Source organism: Nonomuraea terrae (assembly GCF_004348995.1).
Classification (GTDB): Bacteria; Actinomycetota; Actinomycetes; order Streptosporangiales; family Streptosporangiaceae; genus Nonomuraea; species Nonomuraea terrae.
The window spans coordinates 25,296-42,423 of sequence record NZ_SMKQ01000061.1 but is presented as its reverse complement, the minus strand read 5'-3'; the positions used below and the strand labels follow the sequence as shown (position 1 = coordinate 42,423).

Below are 17,128 nucleotides of genomic sequence, written 5' to 3'. Positions count from 1 at the left end.
ATCACCCCCTGACCCCGCCGACCGCCGGTCAGGCCGGTTCCGGAGGACAGGCCCGTCGATCTGGCGATCGGCGGGCCTGTTCAGCGGGCGAGCGCGCGGTCGCGGGCATCGACGCGCTAGCGGTCCGGCGCCTGACTGTGGGGGTAGGCGGGGACCGGGCCCACGCGGACGCGGTTGTGGCGGCGCACTCCCGGACGGCGTGCTGAAGGTCCCGGTCGAGATCGTCCGCACCGCCCTCGACGGGGTCGAGGCCGGGAAGGTCGAGATCCTCGCCGGCGGCTTCGGCGCTGCGGCGAAGGCTTCCCTCGCCGGCGACCCGCGCCCCTTCGTCCTGGAGCCGTCTGCCGCCGGGTGACGCGCCGCCGCCCCGCAGGAAGCCGCCGCCTCGGATCTGGGATGCTCGGCCCTGTGTCCCGGCGTCCGGGTGCGCGGACCCGCGTCCGGACCGCCGGTCTCCCCGCCCCGTTCGAAAGGACTCCCATGATCGCTCTCTCCCTCACGCCTGAGTTGCGGGAGATGTTCCTGCCGTCGCCGATCTGGGATGACCTGGTGAAGCTCGGGCCGATCGTCCCGCTGGAGGAGGCGGAGGTGCTCGTCACCGGGTGGGAGACGCCGCGGCTCGACGCCGAGGCGCTGGCCCGGGCGCCGAGGCTGCGGCTCGTCGCGCACACCGGCGCCGCCGTGGGCTTCCTGGTCAGCGACGCCCTGTGGGATCGCGGCATCCGGGTCACCCAGACGGGGGCGGCGATGGCGCCCGCCGTCGCGGAGGTGGCGCTCACGTTCACCCTGAGCCTGCTCCACCAGGTGCACCGCTTCGACCACGCCCTGCGCTCGGGCACGGGCTGGGAGAAGGCCAGGGCCGCCGCGCGGCCGGCGCGCGAGCTGCGCGGCAGCGTGGTCGGCGTGGTCGGCGCCTCGCGCACCGGCCGGGCGTACCTCGAACTGGTCCGTCCGCTCGGTGCGAAGCTCCTGCTCGCGGACCCGCTCGTCGACGCCGCGCAGGCGGCGGCGCTGGGAGCCGCGCTGGTGCCGCTGGACGAGTTGCTGTCCCGCAGCGACGTCGTCGCCCTGCACGCCCCCGCCATCCCCGCCACCCGCCACCTGCTCGGACGCAGGGAGCTGGCGCTGCTGCGCGACGGCGCGGCGCTGGTGAACACGGCCAGATCGTGGCTGGTCGACTCCGGCGCCCTGCTGGACGAGCTACGCGCGGGCCGGATCGACGCGGCGCTCGACGTCTTCGACGAGGAGCCGCTGCCGCCCGACAGCCCGCTGCGCGCCCTCCCGAACGTGCTGCTCACCCCGCACCAGGCGGCGGCCACCGTGGAGGGGCACGAGCGGCAGGGCAGGTCCACGGTGGACGAGATCGCCAGGTTCCTGTCCGGCGAGCCCCTCCAGCACGAGATCACCAGGGAACGGCTCCGCTGGACGGCCTGACATTTCCTGATATCGGGCAGCTCCGTAACCTGCCTCTCTTGACGTGGCAATCTTCGCGATCTAGGTTTCGGTCTTAGCCGAAATTAGGGGAATGTCGTGAAACATGGGTTATTGGCGCTGCTCATGGTCCTGACGGTGTGCGCGCTGCCGGGCACCTCGTACGCGGACACGGGAGAGGAGAATCTCGGCCAGCCCATCGCCAACAGGATCCTCTCCCAGGAGCAGTCCCAGGGAGTGGACGCGGACGGACGCCCGCAGGCGTACTGGGTGACCGCCGGGAACTCCTACATGAACGCCATGTTCCAGGCGACCGACATCCGCTCGGGTGAGGTCGTCTTCAAGCAGCGCGTGCCCGACGGCGGGACGGACAGCTGGGCGAACACGTTCTCCGCCGCCGACGGCACCGTCTACTTCGCGATGACCAGCGGCCAGATGTACCGCTGGAAGCCCGGCGACGCCGCGATCACCTCGCTCGGCACGCCCTTCCCCGGCGAGGGCGTCTGGCGGCTGGCCGCCGCCCCCGACGGCGTGGTCTACGGCGGTACCTACCCCGGCGGGCTGCTGTTCTCGTACGACCCGGGAACGGGCGAGTTCACCGACCACGGGCAGATCGTCCCGGGAGAGACGTACGGCCGCGCCCTCGCCGTCGACGACACCTCCGTCTACTTCGGCACGCAACCGCGCGCCAGGCTGGCCAGGTTCGACCGCGCGACCGGACAGGTGGAGCAGATCCCGCTGCCCGCCGAGTACGGGACGAGCGAGGTCGTCTACGACATGACCCGCGCCCGCGACCTCCTCCTGCTGCGCGTGCAGCCCTCCAACGACCTGCTGTTCTACGACACCGCCGGGAAGACGTTCGTCAACGTCGTCAAGGGCATCAGCGCGCGGGCCGTCTCCACGCCCGACCCCACCGGCAAGTACGTCTATTTCCGGATCGCCGCCGACGGCATCGTCCAGTACGACCTGGACACCCACACCTACACCCCGGTGGGCTGGGGCCCGAACGCGTTCCCCGGCACCTGGGCCTGGATCGAGCTGAACGACCCGGACTTCCCCGGCAGGTCGCTGTCCATGACGTACTACTACGGCCGGATCTACATCTGGAACCCGCAGACCGAGAAGACCCGCTACCTGGGCGAGTCCGGGCTCGAAGGCTCGGCCAATCCCATCCAGGCGATCGGCGCCGGCCCCGGCGGCGAGGTGTACGCCGGCGGGTTCCTCTCGCCGCCCGGCATCAGCCGCTTCGACCCGGCGACGGGCGCGTACACGCTGCTCTCCTCCGGCGGGCAGGTCGAGGGCTTCGGCCGGTACGGCGACCACGTCGTCTACGGGCGCTACCCCAACGGTGAACTGCTCGACTACGACCCTGCCGAGCCGTGGACGTACGGCACCAACCCGGCGCCCGTGACGATCGGCGAGGAGCAGGACAGGCCGCAGGCGTTCGTCCAGGTCGGCGACCGGGTCGCGGTGGGCAGCGTGCCCAAGTCCGGCCGGCTCGGCGGCGCGCTCACGCTCTGGGACCCGCGGACCCGCGCCCTGGACGTGCACCGCGACGTCGTCCCCGGCCAGAGCGTGGTCTCCCTGGCCACCCGCGACGGGCTCGTCTACGGCGGCACCTCCATCCACGGCGGCTACGGCATCGATCCGGCCGCCACGAGCGCCCGGCTGTTCGTCTTCGACCCCGTCCGGGGCGAGCTCGTCTCCTCGGTCGTGCCGGTCGAGGGCGCCCATTCGGTCAACGCCCTGACAGTGGACGCGAAGGGCCGGATCTGGGGCCTGGCCGACGGACACCTGTTCACCTACCTCCCCGAGGCGAAGCGGGTGACCAGGGCGGCCGCCCTCTTCCCGCGCCAGTCCTCGCGGTACGGCGCCGACCGGGCCCTGGTCTTCCGGGGGAACGACCTGTACGCCGCCATGGCGGGCTCGCTGTGGCGCATCGACGTCCGTACCTGGAAGGCGACGGCCCTGGCCGGGGACGGCGTCTCCCAGCTGGTCACCGGCGGCGACGGGCACCTCTACTTCTTCCGGGGCACGGAGCTGTTCCGCCGGCGGCTCTGATTTTCGGCCCCAGCCGAAACCGGCGAACCATTGACGGAACCCTCGATGATTTCTAGGTTTCGGTCATGACCCTAATAAGAAGAGCGTTAGCCGCCGGCCTGGCGGCGCTGCTGCTGGCCGGGCCGGCCGCCCCCGCGCACGCCGACGACCGGGTGACCGACCTGGGCGTCCCGCTGCAGGACGTCCTGCTCATCGGCGGCACCGTCGCCCCCGGACCGGCCGGCGACCCGGTGATCTGGTCCGTCTCCTCCGGATCGCCGGCGCACCTCAACGCCGTCGATCCCGTCACCGGCGCCGCGGCGGCCTGGTACGACCTGCCCGGCGCCGACGGCTCGTGGGCGGTGACCGCGACCCCCGACGGCAGCGTCTACACGGGCACGTACGGCGCCGGCCACCTCTACCGCTGGACCGGCGACGGCGGCGTCACCGACCTCGGCCGCCCGATCGCCTCGGAGAGCTTCATCTGGTCGGTCGCCGCCGGCGAGGGCGCCACCGTCTACGGCGGCACCTACCCGGGCGGGCGCCTGTTCGCCTACGACCCCGCCACCGGCGTGCGCGACTACGGCCGGATCTCGCCCGACCACGTCTACGTGCGCAGCATCGCCTACGCCGGCGGCAAGATCTACGCCGGCACCGAGAACCCCGCCGCCGTCTTCGAGGTGGACGCCGCGACCGGCGCGATCGAGCGGCTGCCCGCGCCGCCCGGCATCGACCTGACCGACGCGTGGGCGTACGACGTGGACGTCGTCCAGGGCCACCTGTACGTCAGGTTCGGCAGCGCCTTCCCCGGCCCCCTGCACGTGTGGGACATCGCGGCGGGCGCGTGGGTGGACGTCGTCGAGGCCGCCCACGGACTCGACGTGTCACCGCCGGACGACCAGGGCGGGGTCTACCTCATCAAGGGGGGCGAGCTCGTCCGCTACGACCCGCGCACCCGGGAGACCACCTCCACCGGGATGCCGTTCACCGGCCGGGTGGCCAACGCGCGCGGCATCGGCTGGGCCGAGCTGAACCTGCCCGACTACCCCGGCAAGAGCCTGGTCGGCCTGCTCTGGCGCGGCATGATGTTCCGTTACAACCCGCAGACCGGGGCGCGGGAGTTCCTGCAGTCCGGCGTCCAGGGCGAGCCGATCGACATCACCGCCATCGCCGAGGGCCCGGACGGCCGCGTCTACACCGGAGGCTTCCTCAACGGCGGCTTCGCCGCGCTCGACCCGCGGACCGGCGAGCGCGAGGAGTTCCACACCTTCAGCCAGACCGAGGGCCTGGCGGCGCACGACGGGAAGCTCTACGTCGGCGCCTACCCCGACGCCCGCGTCTACGCCTACGACCCCGAGCTGCCCTGGCACAGCCCCGAGTACTCGCCCAACCCCGACCCCGGCGCGGCGGAGAACCCGGAGCGGCTCTTCGACCTCCACGCCGACAAGCAGATCAGGCCGCGCGCCCTGGCCTCCGCCGGTCGCTACCTCGCCGCCGGGACCATGCCGGACCTCGGCCACCTCGGCGGCGTGCTCGCCCTCTGGGACCCGGAGACGGGCGAGCTCAAGCACTCCGAGCGCAACGTGGTCCAGGACCAGAGCATCGTCTCCCTCGCCTACCGCGACGGCGTCCTGTACGGGGGCACCTCCATCCACAGCGGCCAGACGGCCACCCCGCCCACGCAGCCGGAGGCCAAGCTCTTCGCCTGGTCCGTCAAGCACGACCGGCTCCTGTGGGAGCTGGTCCCGGCCCCGGGCAAGCCGGCCATCCCGGCGCTGACGTTCGACGACCGCGGCCGCCTGTGGGGCATCGCGGGCGGCACGGTCTTCGCCGTGAACGTCCAGGCGCGGAAGGTGGCCACCAGCGTCACGCTGTCGGCCGGCGCCTCCACGAGCGGCGAGCTGGCCTACAACCCCGCGGACCGGCTCCTGTACGGCGCGCACGCCGGCCAGGAGCTGTTCACCCTCGACCCCAGGACGGAGAAGCGGACCGTGGTGCGGCAAGGGCCGGTGAGCCAGCTGGCGGTGCACGGGTCCGGCGACGTCTACTTCGCCGAGGGCGCGAACCTGTTCAGATACCGCCCCTGACGGACCGGCCGGGCGGCCGGGCGCGACGCGCCCGCCGTCAGGCAAGGCGACCGGAACAGGGTTCAACGGCGCCGAACGGGGGTCCACTGAAGGGAACCCCCCGACAGCGTGAGGCGCATCCGGGGGCTCCGCCGTGTCCCACGGGTCTGGTCCAACAGGTGCGGGCGGCCCCGTCGCACCCACCGGCGCCGCACCTCGGCCGGGGTCGCCGCGGAGCTGCCCGTGCCGCTGCCCGATCGCCGCGACCTGGCGCGCAAGCGGATGCCGTCGGGCCTCGCGCCGAGGCCCGACGATCTCAGCAGGGGACACGCCCGCGGCCGCGTGTGAGGATGGGGGCATGGGCCCCACCCTGATCATGGCGGTACGCCACGGCGAGAGCGAGGCCAACCTCGCCCACCGCGAGGCCGGCCAGGCGCCGCTGGTCTACGAGCGCGGCGACGACCAGGTGACCCTGACGGAGCTGGGCCGCGCGCAGGCCGCCGCGCTCGGCCGGCTGCTCGCCGCGCTGCCCCCGGACGAGCGGCCCGAGCTGGTGTGGTGCTCGCCCTACCTGCGCGCGCTCGACACCTGGAAGCTCGCCCAGCAGGAGTGGGGCACCGCGCCGCTCCCCGTCACCGTGGACGAACGGCTGCGCGACCAGGAGCCAGGGCGGTTCGCCGGCCTCAACCCGGCGGCCGTCGAGCAGCGCTTCCCCGAGGAGGCGGCCCGGCGGCGGGCCGAGGGCGCCTACGCCTACCGTCCGCCGGGCGGCGAGTCGCTCGCCGACGTCGTGGTCAGGCTCCGCGGATTCCTCGCCGACCTGCGCGAGCGGGTCGGCGGGCGGCGGGTGCTGATCGTCGCCCACGACTCGGTGGTGCTGGCGCTGCGCCACGTCATCGCCGGAGCGCCGGACGCGGAGCTGGCCGCCGTGCTCGACTTCGCGCCGGTGCTGAACGCCTCGGTATCCGTCTGGCGCACCGACGGCGGCCGGTTCGAGCTCGTACGCTTCAACGACGTCGCCCACCTCTGACGTCAGGTCGTGACCACCAGGTCGGCCCGCTCCCGCGTACGATCTGCGGCGAACCAGGCGCGCTCGGCCGCGAACCACTCCCGCCAGCGCGGCTCCAGCTCCGCCCCGTCCCGCTCCAGGACACGGCCCAGCCGGACGGGCTCGGGCGCCTCCACCCAGACGGTGTACGCCAGCAGGTCGGCCACCGACGTGCGCGCCGTGCCGACGCCCTCGATCACCAGGGCCGGCGCCACGGGCACCGCCACGTGCCCGGCGTACGCCCCGCGCACCCAGTCGTACCTGCGGAAACCCCCTGGAAGCCCCCGTTCGAGAGGGCGCAGCACCTGGGACTCCAGCAGGTGGAACCAGCCGCCTGGACCTTCCTCCCACGGCACGGGGAAGTCGTCGCTGTGGATCACCTGGCAGCCCAGCGCCGCCCCCAGCCGCCCGGCGAACGTCGTCTTGCCCGACCCCGCCGGGCCGTCGACGGCCACCAGGCGGACCGGGCCGCACGAAGGAGGCAGAGCCCTGATGCGGCAGGCCAGGACGTTCACCGGACCCAGGGTAGAGGAACGGAAACGGACAACTGAGAGAATGTTCCTTCACCAGACACGAGGAGGAGGCTGATCTTGCTCGGACCCCTCGATGGCATTGTCGTACTCGACCTCTCCAGGGCCCTGGCGGGCCCGCACGCCGCGCAACTGCTGGGCGATCTGGGCGCCCGGGTGATCAAGGTGGAACACCCCGACGGTGGTGACGAATCGCGCGGCTGGGGGCCGCCGTTCGTCGGCCCGGACCACGAGATCTCCACCTATTTCCTGGCGGCCAACCGTAACAAGCAGTCCATCGCCGTCGACCTGAAGTCGCCCGACGGCAAGCGGCTCGTCGAACGCCTCGCCCGCCAGAGCGACGTCCTGGTCGAGAACTTCCGCACCGGTGTGCTCGACCGCCTCGGATTCTCCGTCGAACGCCTGCACGAGCTCAACCCCCGCCTCGTCATCCTGTCGATCACCGGTTTCGGCCACGACGGGCCCGAGGGCGGCCGTCCCGGCTACGACCAGATCGCCCAGGGCGAGGGCGGCCTCATGTCGCTGACCGGCCCCTCACCTGAAGAGCCCACCCGCGTCGGCGCCTCCATCGCCGACCTGCTGGCCGGCATCCACGGCGCGTACGGCGTCGCCGCCGCCCTCTACGAGCGTGAGCGCACCGGCAGGGGACGCGTCGTGCGCACCTCGCTGCTGGCCGCGATCACCGGCGTGCACGCCTACCACGGCACCGCCTGGACGGTCGGCGGCCAGGTGCCCAAGGCCAACGGCAACCACCACACCTCCATCACCCCCTACGGCTCCTTCCGCTGCGCCGACGGCATGCTGCAGATCGCCGCCGCCAACGAGGGCCAGTGGCGCAAGGTCGCCGAGCTGCTCGGCATCGACCCCGAGACGCCGCGGTACGCCACCAACCGCGACCGGACGGCCCACCGCGACGAGCTCATCGCCGACATGGAGAAGGCGCTGGCCGCCCACGACCGCGGTCACTGGCTGGCCCGGCTGGCCGAGGCGGGTGTGCCCGCGGGCGCGATCAGGTCGATCGACGAGGTCTACTCCTGGGATCAGACCCGTTCCCAGGGGCTCGTCGTCACCGTGGAGCATCCCGTGCTCGGCCCGATCGAGCTGCCGGGGCCGCCGCTGCGCTTCGACGGGCTCGACGGCGTCCGGCACACCGCGCCGCCCATGCTCGATCAGGACGGCGAGGCCGTGCTCGCCTGGCTGGAGGAACGCGAACGATGATCCCGGACGATGATGCCCGGCGTGGGAGAGCGTACGATGATCGGCAATTCGCGGCGCCGCCCCGAGCACTCGTGCGTCACCATTGCCTCGTTGGCTGACCTGTAGGGAGCGATAAGTGAGCCGTCCGGACGCGCGCACACTGATCGACACGGTCCTCGACCGGGGGTCGTGGAAGTCGTGGGACGCGCCGCCCGCGGACCCGGCGCCGCCCGGCTCCTCCTACGCAGAAGAGCTGGCCGCGGCCCGGGTCAAGTGCGGCTACGACGAGGCCGTGATCACGGGGGAGGGGTTGCTCGGCGGGCGCAGGGTGGCCATCGTGGCGTCGGAGTTCTCCTTCATGGCGGGCTCGATCGGCGTCGCGGCGGCCGAGCGGATCGTGGCGGCGATCGAGCGGGCCACCCGCGAACGGCTGCCGCTGCTGGCCGCCCCCGCCTCCGGCGGCACGCGCATGCAGGAGGGCGCGCTCGCGTTCGTCCAGATGGTCAAGATCAGCGCCGCGATCCAGGAGCACCGCGGCGCCGGGCTGCCGTACCTCGTCTATCTGCGCCATCCCACGACGGGCGGGGTGTTCGCGTCGTGGGGGTCGCTCGGGCACGTCACGGCGGCCGAGCCCGGGGCGCTGATCGGGTTCCTCGGGCCCCGGGTGTTCGAGTCGCTGCACGGCTACGCCTTCCCCGAGGGCGTGCAGGTCGCCGAGAACCTGCACCACAAGGGGCTGCTCGACGCCGTCGTGCCGGCGGAGGAGCTTCGTCACATCGCGATCAGGGCGCTGGCCGTGCTGGGCGCGGGTGGCACCGCCGTCGAGGCGGGGGAGCCGCCCGAGGAGGACCTGCGTCCCGTGGAGGCGTGGGAGGCGATCACCCGCTCCCGCCGCGACGACCGGCCGGGCGTACGCTCGCTGCTCAAGCTGGCCGCCTCCGACGTCACGCCGCTCAGCGGCTCCGGGGCGGGCGAGAACGAACCGGGGTTGCTGCTCGCGCTGGCCAGGTTCGGCGCCGCGCCGGCCGTGGTGCTCGGGCAGGACAGGCGGCTGCAGCGCGTCGCCTCCCCGCTCGGGCCGGCCGGGCTGCGGGTGGCCAGGCGCGGCCTGCGGCTCGCCGCCGACCTGGGGCTGCCGCTGGTCACCGTGGTCGACACCGGAGGGGCCGACCTGTCGAAGACGGCCGAGGAGGGCGGGCTGGCCGCCGAGATCGCCCGCTGCCTGGCCGAGCTCGTCACGCTCGACGCGCCCACCGTCTGCCTGCTGCTCGGCGAGGGCGCGGGCGGGGCGGCGCTGGCGCTGCTGCCCGCCGACCGGGTGTTGTGCGCGCAACACGCGTGGCTGGCGCCGCTGCCGCCCGAGGGGGCCTCGGCGATCCTCTACCGCTCGGTCGACTTCGCCCCCGAGATCGCGCAGGCGCAACGCATCCGCGCCACCGACCTGCGCCGCGACGGCATCGTCGACCGGGTCATCCCGGAGTTGCCGGACGCCGCGTACGAGCCGCGGCAGTTCTGCGAACGCGTCGGCCGCGCCCTGGAACACGAGATCGCCCTCCTGCTGGCCGTGGACCCCGCCACCCGCCTGGCCGCCCGCAAGACCCGCTACCGCACCCTCGGCACCCCCTGACCATCCCCACCTCGTACGACCTTCGGGGGTCCTGGTACCGGTTCGGGACGGGTGTTCATGCGTCAAGAGGTGACGCGGGCAGATCCCCCTCTCGCCCTGTTCGCCCGCTTCCCCGGCCTGGGCCTCGCCGTCCCCGTCGGTGGACTGACGCCTCTGGACTCCTTCATCGCCAACGGCCGCCGCGCGCTCCCCATGCTGCTGCGCCCCTGACCCGCCGGGCGCCCGGATCGATCCGCGCAACGTTGTCACGACCTATCAGGTCGGCTTCGGCCTCCATGCCTGAGGTGCTGTGGCCATGCCAGGACGCCGCCGCCGGCTCCAGACGCGACCGTGCGGTACGGCGGCCCGTTTGAGCCGCCACGCACACGAAGCGGACCATTAAGTCTGACGCTGAATTGATGGGCCGCCCCACCCGAGGCTGTGATCGTGAACGCGTCAAGGCGCACGGTTGTCAGGAAAGGACGGCGGGATGGACTCCAAGCGGCTCGGGCACAGCGCGGTAGAGGTCACGGAACTGGGCTTCGGCGGCGGTCCGCTGGGCGGGCTGTTCGCGCCGCTCACCGACGACGCGGCCGCCGAGGCGCTGGCCGCGGCGTGGGAGGGCGGGATCCGCTACTTCGACACCTCGCCGCATTACGGGATCGGGCACTCCGAACGCCGGATCGGCGAGTTCTTGCGCCAGGTGCCGCGCGAGCAGTACGTCCTGTCCACCAAAGTAGGCCGGCTGCTGCTCCCACAGGACCCGGCCGGCCGGATGGACGAGTTCTTCCAGGTGCCCGCGACCCACCGGCGGGTTTGGGACTTCTCCCGCGACGGCATCCGGCGCAGCGTCGAGGACTCCCTCACCCGCCTGGGCGTTGACCGCATCGACCTGCTGTTTCTGCACGACGCCGAAGAACACTTCGAGACCGCACTCCGTGACGGGTACCCCGCGCTGGCCGAACTGAGAGCAGAGGGCGTGGTCGGCGCCATCGGCGCGGGCATGTACGACACCCGCATGCTCACCCGGCTCGTCCGGGAGGCCGACGTCGACGCCGTCATGCTGTCCGGCTACTACACGTTGCTGGAACAGTCCGCCCTCGGCGACCTGCTGCCCGCATGTGCCGAACGCGGTGTCTCGATCCTCGCGGCTTCCATCTTCAACTCCGGTGTCCTCGCCACGCCACGCCCCGGACCTGATGCGCGATTCGAGTACCGGCCCGCCTCCGAGGAGGTGCTCAGGCGCGCGCACCGCATCGCCGACGTCTGCGAGGCCCACGGCGTGACACTGCCCGAAGCCGCGATGGCCTTCCCCCTGCGGCACCCGGCGGTCGCCGGCATCGTGGTCGGCATGCGCTCAGCCGAGGAGGCACGGCGCAACCTGGCCGCGTTCACCAGGCAGGTGCCGGAACGGCTGTGGACCGACCTGGTGGCGGCCGGGCTGATCGACGAGCGGGCATCGCAGCCGGCCTCGTGAATCCACGGCCCTTTCCCTGACGTTCAGCGGGACGGCCGGTCATGACCTCACGCCTGCCGTTCACCGACTCCCTTCCGGTGCAGGCCGGGGCCGCCTGGCCGGCGGCGCCGTCCGCCGGGTGGACCGCAGGCGGTCCCGGCCTCACCCGCCTCGCCGGGCGCCGCCCCGCCCGGAGACGTCGGCACGCGGCCGTCGCCGCAGGGGAAGCTGTGCGGACGGTCGCGCGCGTACGGGCGGCGAGCCACCCGGCCACGGCACGCGGCGCCAGGCCCGTCGGAGTGCGCACTCCGAGTCCGCACGCGGGCCCACCGCGGTGCGGATCCCGGTTCCGCTGCGCGGTGTACATACCTGTAACCCGCTCTCCGGTCGTAACGGAGGGCTTTGGGGGTAGGGCCAGAGGTGAAGACATGCGGAGGAGTTGACAGAAACCTCTAAGTCGATTTATAACTTTTATAGAGTCGGACATGTAGATATTCGTCCGGCGTGCGAGGTGGTGATGATGACGCTGTTCTCGTCGATCGACTCGGTCATGCGTGGCATGGAGCGCCGGTTCGATCGGCTGGCCGGCCGGATCCTCGACAGCGCCACGGTGACGATGCCGATGGACGCCGTCCGCCGCCCCGGCGAGATCCTGCTGCGACTCGACGTCCCCGGCGTCGACCCCGGCTCGATCGAGGTCGCGGTCGACCGCGGCGTCCTGTCCGTGAGCGCCCGCCGCGAGGAGTCGTACGGCAAGGACGACGGCGTGTTCGTCCGCGAGCGCGCCAGCGGCACCTTCACCAGGCGGATCCACCTGTCGGAGCACCTCGACGCCGACCGTGTCGAGGCCGCCCACGACAACGGCGTGCTGACGGTACGCGTGCCCGTACGTGAGCGGGCCCGGCCGCGCAAGATCGACATCACCGGGGGTGCGGCCAGGGTGATCTCGAAGCGATCAGGCGATCCTGACGCGGGCGGAGCGGCGATCGCCGCCCGGCCCGCCGGGAAGGAGTGGTGACCATGATGTTCAAGACGGCCCCGACGGTCATCCTGCCGGGCGCCGACGAGCGTCCGGTGGTGAGCTCCTACCAGACGGCGGAGCAGGCGCAGAAGGCCGTCGGCTTCCTGGCCGACAACGGCTTCCCGGTCGAACGGGCCGGCATCGTCGGGCACGACCTGCGCCTGGTCGAGACCGTGCTCGGCCGCGCGACCGCGCTGCGCGCCGCCGGGGCCGGAGCGGCCACCGGCACGTGGTTCGGACTGATGGCCGGGCTGATCCTGCCGTTGTTCACCGGGCCGCAGGGATCGGCGCTCGCGTTCATGGCGGGCGGCCTGCTCTACGGCGCGGTGTTCGGCGCGATCTTCGGGCTGACCAGCTACTGGACCACCCAGCGGGGCCGCGGCTTCGTCTCGCGCCAGGCCGTCGTGGCCGACCGCTACGACATCGTGGCCGACACCGCGGTCGCCGACGACGCCCGCAACCTGCTGGTGAAGCACAACTGGCGTTCGCAGGGCGGGTGAGCCGCCCGCCCTACGGCACGGGGATGCGCTCGACGCGGATGGAGAAGACCTCCTCGCGCGGCACCACGACCTCGTACGCCCCGTGGTCGACCATCCAGTAGCCGAGCGCCTCCGCCTTCATACCGCTGTGCCCGGTGTAGGCGATGTGCAGGCCGTCGTCGTCCTCGTCGAGCACGATGCACGGCTCGCCGCCGAACGCGCCGACCGTGCGCACCAGCACCAGCCATTCGACCTGCGACCTCGGCACGACCCGCCGCCAGTAGCCGGAGCCCTGCTCGAAGCCCTCCAGCTCGACCTCGCTGAACAGCACGACCCGGTCGCTGTCGGGGCCGAGCGCGGCGGGCAGCGTGTGATCGCCGAAGCGGGCCACGAAGCCGGAGGCGACCGGAGTGATCTCGTCGCTCATGACCAGGGCCGCCAGGTCAGCCCGTCGTACTCGGCGAAGCGGCGCTCGCCGTCGCCGGTGACGTGAATGATCTCCGCCCCGGCCGGGATCGGCATCGGAACGGTGTGGAACTGCGGCACGACGTGCTCCGACGACGTCGTGAACCCGTTGCCGGCGAACGGCGGCGCGTCACTCCAGTCGCCGCCCATGTGTGGCCCGTACGGCACCGCGTAGGTGTCGACGTCGCGGGCGTGCCAGCGCATGACGTAGAGCTCGGGCACCTCGGCGAACAGCTCCGATCCGTCGAAGGACAGGTCCAGCCCGTAGTAGAGGGCCTCTGGGGTGGTCAGCCTGACGCAGTCCTGCACCCGGTAGACGTATCCCGAGATGACCGTGCGCTTGCCCGACAGGTATGGCACGAGCAGACGCGGCGGGACCACCTTCTGCATCTGCGTTCCGCTCACACCTCTACTTTACGATCGCTTGACCGTTGTTCATCCCGCGAGCATCCGGTGTTCGAGTGACGGGAGGGTCGCGCGGGCCGTGCGGGTGAACTCGTGGTCGACCTCCACGACCTGCACGCCGGGCCCCGTGCCCAGGTCGGCGCGCACCACTCCCAGCGGATCGACCAGCATGCTGCGGCCCACCCCGTAACCGTCGGACGACTCGCCCGGGTTGGGCGCCTGGCCGACGGCCGCCGTCCACATGGTGTTCTCCAGCGCCCGCGCGCGCACCAGGGTCACCCAGTGGTCCTCCTTGAGCGGCCCGGAGCCCCAGGCGGCGATCACCGCGAACATCTCCGCCCCCCGGTCCACCAGCGCCCTGGCCAGCTCGGGGAAGCGCACGTCGTAGCAGGTGATCAGACCGACCCGCACCCCGGCCACCTCCGCCACGACTGGCTCCGCGCCGGGCGCGACCAGATCGGACTCCTTCGCGCCGAACGAGTCGAACAGGTGGATCTTCCGGTACGCCGCCGTGAGCGCTCCCTGCGCGTCGATGACCACGGCCGTGTTGTGCACCCGGTCGTCGCCCGGCTCGAACACCCCGGCGATCACCGAGACGCCGTGCTCGCGCGCGGCCTCCGCCAGCCCGGACACGAACGGCCCGTCCAGCGGCTCGGCCAGGCTCGTGATGCGCCGGCCGTAACGGGTGAGCGTGGCCTCGGGGAAGACGGCCAGGTCGGCGCCCTCGGCGCGGGCGAGCGCCTGTCTGGCCCTCTTGAGGTTGACCGACGGGTCAGTGGACACCGGGACCTGGCAGAGGGCGATTCTGGTCACGGCCCGACTCTAGCCGGTTGGGCACCACTCGAAACCAGGTCAGGCAACGCCAGATCCACTCGAGGGGGCCGTACCTGTAACGGGTGAGCCACCACCGGCTGAGCAGCACCTGCGCGAGCAGGGTGACCACCGTCAGCCCGATCACGGACCAGCGGGTCGGGTCGGTGTTGAGCAGCGGCACGGCCAGCACGATCACCACGGTGCCCGAGACGTAGTTGGTCAGCGCCATCTTCCCCAAGGGCTCCAGCACCGCCGACAACCACGGCCGCAGCAGCGCCAGCAGCCCCAGCGAGTACGCCGCCGCGCCCGCCACCGCGGCCACGCTGTAGAGCGCCCAGTCGCCGGTCTGCGTCCAGGCCAGGCTGAGCAGCGCCATGGCCAGCGCCGCGACCGCGAACCCCGGCAGCAGCAGCTCCCTGGACGGCCGCAGCTGCCACAGCCCCATGCCGACCAGGAACAGCCCCGGGATCAGCAGCACCCCGCCGCCCACCATCAGCGCCCACGCGACGCCCACCAGCCCGAGGAGCAGCACCGGCAGGCCGCCGGGCAGGAACGTGGCAGGCAGCAGCACCACCGCGCCGTAGAAGGCGTAGTCGGTCAGCACCTCGCCCTCGTACCAGGAGTGCTGGATCTTCCCGATGCAGAAGAGCCAGAACAGCCGGCTCAGCAACGCCCAGCGGCTGTTGCCGCGCAGGAACAGCATGAAGCTGATGCCGAACAGCATCGAGAAGATCGGATAGAACCGGCTCTGGAAGAGCGCCTCGATGATCCAGTCGATGCCGGCCGGCGGCTGCTTGTCGGTGTGCTGCCAGGTGTTGACCAGCATGATGCCGCCCACCGCGAAGCCGCGGAGGGCGTCGAGCTCACGGATGCGCGTCACAGGAACCAGGTGAACCACCATACGAGGAAAGCGCCGCTGATGGCACATGTCATGATCTGCGGCCACGCGCGGCGTTGGAGCAACGTCGCCGCGGTCAACACGCCCGATACCCCCGCGAGCCACGTGTACGCCCCCACGACGGCAGGAACGCCGACCGCCGCCGCTGTCGCGCTCTCCGCGGCCAGCCCGGCGGCCGACTGAACGGCCAGCCCGGTGAACGCCACCCCCGCCAGTCCGGCGTACGCCGTCGTCGCCCGTCCCTTCAGCGCCCCGGCCGCCAGCTGCGCCAGCGACGCAAGCGCGAAGACGGCGAGCGGCGCGGCCAGCCACGGCGCCCGCGAGATCCGGTACGGTGCCGCGGTCACGTGCAGCTCGCCCAGCGGCCGGACCTCCGGGCAGGGGGTGACCGGGTGCCCGGCCGGGTCGCGCACGAACGCGGCGATCTCCCGCCGGGCGCAGGCGCTCGCCTCGAAGACGGCGTGGGCGAGGCCGGGGAACTCCTGGAACCGCCCCCGGGGCAGCGCCTCGGCTGCCTGCCGCGCGGTGGCGGGCGGGCCGATGGGGTCGTACCGGCCGCCGAGGACGTACACGGGAGCCTCGGGAGCGACTCGCACGGGCGCGGACGCGGGGAGCCGCCACGCGTCACACACCGCTTTTTCCGTTTTTTCTGTGAAAAGTCGGGAGATGTCGCCTGGGGCTCCGTCCTGGCACCGCACCGCGTGATACAGCCCCAGCTCCCGCGCCATCAGCTCCTCGCCCACGGCGTCGGCCAGCGGACCCAGCGGCTCCTCGCGGCCCTCGGCCAGGGCGTCCAGCACCGCCGGCACGGCCGCCGCCTCGCCGCCGCGCAGGGCCTGCGCCAGCACCGCGGCCACGTCGTCACCGCTCATCCGCGCCGTGAACGCCCGGCCGAGCAGCGGATCGGTCGCCGGGACGGCGGCGGGCGACCGGTTCAGCCGCGCCGTCACGGCCTCGAAACGTTCCCGCACTCCCATCCGCGCCAGCGCATCGGCCAGTGCCCGCCCGGCGTCGCCGGTCCCGGCGGGCATGAAGGAGTCCAGCACCACCGACCGCACACCCTCCGGGTCCGCCGCGGCCGCCTGCGCCATCACCCTGGTGGAGTAGCCGACCCCGAACAGGTTCCACGACGCGTACCCGAGCTTCCCGCGCAACGCGACCACGTCGGCCGCGATCTCCCCGGTGGCGTACCCGCGTAGGTCGACACCCGGCTCCGCGAGCCGCGCCCGGCACCGCCGGGCGGCGTCCGCGACGTCGGCTGGCGAGCGCCGCAGCCGGCCGAGCAGCGCTTGCGCGATCTCCGGGCAGCCCAGCGAAGGACGGGAGTGGCGGCCGCCGCGCTGCTCGACCGCGATCACGTCGCGATCGGGGAACATCCGGCTCAGCACGCCCATCAGCGGCATCGACGCCGCACCCGGCCCGCCGCCCATGAACACCACCGGATCGGGCCTGCGGCCGGCGACTGGGGCCTCGCGCACGGCGTAACCGACCCTGATCGTCCGCCCGGGCGCGTCGCGCCGTTCCGGCACCTCCAGGAACCCGCACGTCGTACGCGACGGCACCGCGACCGGGCAGGCGCTCGGCCCCGTACCGTCCGGCGTTGTGAGGGGCGGCGCTGTGACGGGCGGTACGGACAGGGCGACGGCGAGCACGGCCCGGAGGATCACGGCACG

The 17,128-nt window shown here is 72.7% G+C and carries 18 protein-coding genes; 12 read left to right on the top strand and 6 right to left on the bottom strand.

Annotation, left to right across the window (positions count from 1 at the left end; translation table 11 throughout):
• Positions 1 to 199: 199 nt before the first annotated feature.
• The 6 genes from E1286_RS47945 (at position 200) to E1286_RS20945 (ending at position 6,567) form a co-directional block, all read left to right on the top strand.
• Positions 200 to 355 carry a hypothetical protein gene (locus tag E1286_RS47945; protein ID WP_165969823.1) on the top strand — a complete coding sequence of 52 codons (156 nt, stop codon included), beginning with the start codon at positions 200 to 202 and terminating at the stop codon, positions 353 to 355.
• Between the two features lie 125 nt (positions 356 to 480).
• Entirely contained in the window at positions 481 to 1,434 is a 954-nt protein-coding gene (locus tag E1286_RS20960; protein ID WP_165969822.1) for a hydroxyacid dehydrogenase, read from the top strand.
• A gap of 96 nt (positions 1,435 to 1,530) precedes the next feature.
• Positions 1,531 to 3,492, top strand: coding sequence for a ligand-binding sensor domain-containing protein (locus E1286_RS20955; RefSeq protein WP_132615051.1), 1,962 nt, complete (start codon positions 1,531 to 1,533; stop codon positions 3,490 to 3,492).
• Positions 3,493 to 3,557: 65 nt separating this feature from the next.
• A complete protein-coding gene (locus tag E1286_RS20950) occupies positions 3,558 to 5,558 on the top strand; it encodes a ligand-binding sensor domain-containing protein (RefSeq protein ID WP_132615049.1) in 2,001 nt (666 codons plus the stop codon).
• 108 nt (positions 5,559 to 5,666) lie between these two features.
• Positions 5,667 to 5,885: a hypothetical protein gene (locus E1286_RS47940; RefSeq protein ID WP_165969821.1), complete on the top strand. Its 219-nt coding sequence runs from the start codon at positions 5,667 to 5,669 to the stop codon at positions 5,883 to 5,885.
• Positions 5,886 to 5,895: 10 nt separating this feature from the next.
• Positions 5,896 to 6,567, top strand: coding sequence for a histidine phosphatase family protein (locus tag E1286_RS20945; RefSeq protein WP_132615047.1), 672 nt, complete (start codon positions 5,896 to 5,898; stop codon positions 6,565 to 6,567).
• Between the two features lie 2 nt (positions 6,568 to 6,569).
• On the opposite strand, the gene E1286_RS20940 is transcribed toward E1286_RS20945, so the two are convergent.
• Positions 6,570 to 7,100, bottom strand: a complete 531-nt coding sequence (locus tag E1286_RS20940) for a uridine kinase family protein (protein ID WP_132615045.1) — start codon at positions 7,098 to 7,100, stop codon at positions 6,570 to 6,572.
• Positions 7,101 to 7,175: 75 nt separating this feature from the next.
• Between E1286_RS20940 and E1286_RS20935 the strand changes: the two genes are divergently transcribed.
• The 6 genes from E1286_RS20935 to E1286_RS47930 all read left to right on the top strand — a co-directional run bounded on the left by E1286_RS20935 (position 7,176) and on the right by E1286_RS47930 (position 12,895).
• Entirely contained in the window at positions 7,176 to 8,333 is a 1,158-nt protein-coding gene (locus E1286_RS20935; RefSeq protein ID WP_132615043.1) for a CaiB/BaiF CoA transferase family protein, read from the top strand.
• Positions 8,334 to 8,448: 115 nt separating this feature from the next.
• Positions 8,449 to 9,939 carry a carboxyl transferase domain-containing protein gene (locus E1286_RS20930; protein ID WP_132615041.1) on the top strand — a complete coding sequence of 497 codons (1,491 nt, stop codon included), beginning with the start codon at positions 8,449 to 8,451 and terminating at the stop codon, positions 9,937 to 9,939.
• Between the two features lie 57 nt (positions 9,940 to 9,996).
• Positions 9,997 to 10,149, top strand: a complete 153-nt coding sequence (locus tag E1286_RS47935; RefSeq protein WP_165969820.1) for a hypothetical protein — start codon at positions 9,997 to 9,999, stop codon at positions 10,147 to 10,149.
• Between the two features lie 259 nt (positions 10,150 to 10,408).
• A complete protein-coding gene (locus tag E1286_RS20925; protein ID WP_132615039.1) occupies positions 10,409 to 11,395 on the top strand; it encodes an aldo/keto reductase in 987 nt (328 codons plus the stop codon).
• Between the two features lie 499 nt (positions 11,396 to 11,894).
• Entirely contained in the window at positions 11,895 to 12,392 is a 498-nt protein-coding gene (locus E1286_RS20920) for an Hsp20/alpha crystallin family protein (protein ID WP_132615037.1), read from the top strand.
• A gap of 2 nt (positions 12,393 to 12,394) precedes the next feature.
• Positions 12,395 to 12,895, top strand: a complete 501-nt coding sequence (locus E1286_RS47930; RefSeq protein WP_165969819.1) for a YflT domain-containing protein — start codon at positions 12,395 to 12,397, stop codon at positions 12,893 to 12,895.
• 10 nt (positions 12,896 to 12,905) lie between these two features.
• Here the strand turns inward: E1286_RS47930 and E1286_RS20910 are convergent, their stop codons facing one another.
• The 5 genes from E1286_RS20910 to E1286_RS20890 are packed head-to-tail and all read right to left on the bottom strand — an operon-like array spanning position 12,906 to position 17,122.
• Positions 12,906 to 13,301, bottom strand: a complete 396-nt coding sequence (locus tag E1286_RS20910) for a hypothetical protein (RefSeq protein ID WP_132615035.1) — start codon at positions 13,299 to 13,301, stop codon at positions 12,906 to 12,908.
• Positions 13,298 to 13,744, bottom strand: a complete 447-nt coding sequence (locus E1286_RS20905) for a hypothetical protein (RefSeq protein ID WP_246075011.1) — start codon at positions 13,742 to 13,744, stop codon at positions 13,298 to 13,300. The genes E1286_RS20910 and E1286_RS20905 overlap by 4 nt, the downstream gene beginning before the upstream one ends.
• 30 nt (positions 13,745 to 13,774) lie before the next feature.
• Complete coding sequence (locus E1286_RS20900) at positions 13,775 to 14,557, bottom strand: carbon-nitrogen hydrolase family protein (RefSeq protein ID WP_132615033.1); 783 nt, start codon at positions 14,555 to 14,557, stop codon at positions 13,775 to 13,777.
• Complete coding sequence (locus E1286_RS20895) at positions 14,517 to 15,437, bottom strand: DUF418 domain-containing protein (RefSeq protein ID WP_223190171.1); 921 nt, start codon at positions 15,435 to 15,437, stop codon at positions 14,517 to 14,519. Before E1286_RS20895 ends, E1286_RS20900 begins: the two co-directional genes overlap by 41 nt.
• Positions 15,434 to 17,122 (bottom strand): alpha/beta fold hydrolase, encoded by a 1,689-nt coding sequence (locus E1286_RS20890; protein ID WP_132615029.1) that lies wholly within the window; start codon positions 17,120 to 17,122, stop codon positions 15,434 to 15,436. Before E1286_RS20890 ends, E1286_RS20895 begins: the two co-directional genes overlap by 4 nt.
• Between the last annotated feature and the right edge of the window lie 6 nt (positions 17,123 to 17,128).

Excerpts from the sequence above, each read along its gene's own strand:
- E1286_RS20950 (WP_132615049.1), top strand. The coding sequence starts at position 3,558 with ATGACCCTAATAAGAAGAGCGTTAGCCGCCGGCCTGGCGGCGCTGCTG.
- E1286_RS20910 (WP_132615035.1), bottom strand. The coding sequence starts at position 13,301 with ATGAGCGACGAGATCACTCCGGTCGCCTCCGGCTTCGTGGCCCGCTTC.
- E1286_RS20945 (WP_132615047.1), top strand. The coding sequence starts at position 5,896 with ATGGGCCCCACCCTGATCATGGCGGTACGCCACGGCGAGAGCGAGGCC.
- E1286_RS47935 (WP_165969820.1), top strand. The coding sequence starts at position 9,997 with ATGCGTCAAGAGGTGACGCGGGCAGATCCCCCTCTCGCCCTGTTCGCC.
- E1286_RS20960 (WP_165969822.1), top strand. The coding sequence starts at position 481 with ATGATCGCTCTCTCCCTCACGCCTGAGTTGCGGGAGATGTTCCTGCCG.
- E1286_RS20925 (WP_132615039.1), top strand. The coding sequence starts at position 10,409 with ATGGACTCCAAGCGGCTCGGGCACAGCGCGGTAGAGGTCACGGAACTG.
- E1286_RS20920 (WP_132615037.1), top strand. The coding sequence starts at position 11,895 with ATGACGCTGTTCTCGTCGATCGACTCGGTCATGCGTGGCATGGAGCGC.
- E1286_RS47930 (WP_165969819.1), top strand. The coding sequence starts at position 12,395 with ATGATGTTCAAGACGGCCCCGACGGTCATCCTGCCGGGCGCCGACGAG.